The 545-nt window shown below is 62.8% G+C and carries 1 protein-coding gene; it reads right to left on the reverse strand.

All coding sequences use genetic code 11. The annotated features are described in order from the left end of the window. Window positions 1–124: 124 nt before the first annotated feature. Window positions 125–545: DALR anticodon-binding domain-containing protein (locus tag RZO55_RS18120; RefSeq protein WP_318065666.1), on the reverse strand; the 421-nt coding region annotated here is incomplete at its 5' end.

Consider the following 545-nt stretch of genomic DNA (forward strand, 5'->3'; position numbering starts at 1 on the left):
CCCGCAACAAATCCGGTTAAGGTGGACAGCAAAAGGAGCTTCACGATCGATCGCCTCCCGGGCGAAGGGTGGGCAGGGTGGGGAGTTCCCGTCCCCCACCCCCTGCGGCCTGCAAACGGCCGGCTTACATCCGATCCGGAGCGTTGACACCGATCAGGGTCAGGCCGTTTTTGAGCACCTGAGCCACCCCTGCCAGAAGGGCCAGCCGGGCCCGGGACTGTTTCTCATCCTCGCCGATCACCCGATGAGCCCTGTAATAGCTGTGGAACAGGGAGGCCAATTCATGCAGATAGCGCACCACCCGGTGGGGCGTGAGCTGCTGCGCCGCACCGGCCACTTCGTCGGGGAAAGCGGCCAGGGCCTGCATCAATTCATACTCCTGTTCCTCTGTGAGCAGGGAGAGGGTTTCCGGATCCCCGGCGGGGGAAAGCCCCCGTTCCTCGGCCTGACGAAAGACGCTTTGAATCCGGGCATGGGCGTATTGGACATAATAGACCGGGTTCTCGTTGGACCGGGAAACCGCCAAGTCCATGTCGAAGTCCAGG

It is taken from the genome of Clostridium boliviensis (assembly GCF_033342255.1).
Taxonomy (GTDB): Bacteria; Bacillota; Clostridia; order Lachnospirales; family Lachnospiraceae; genus Lacrimispora; species Lacrimispora boliviensis.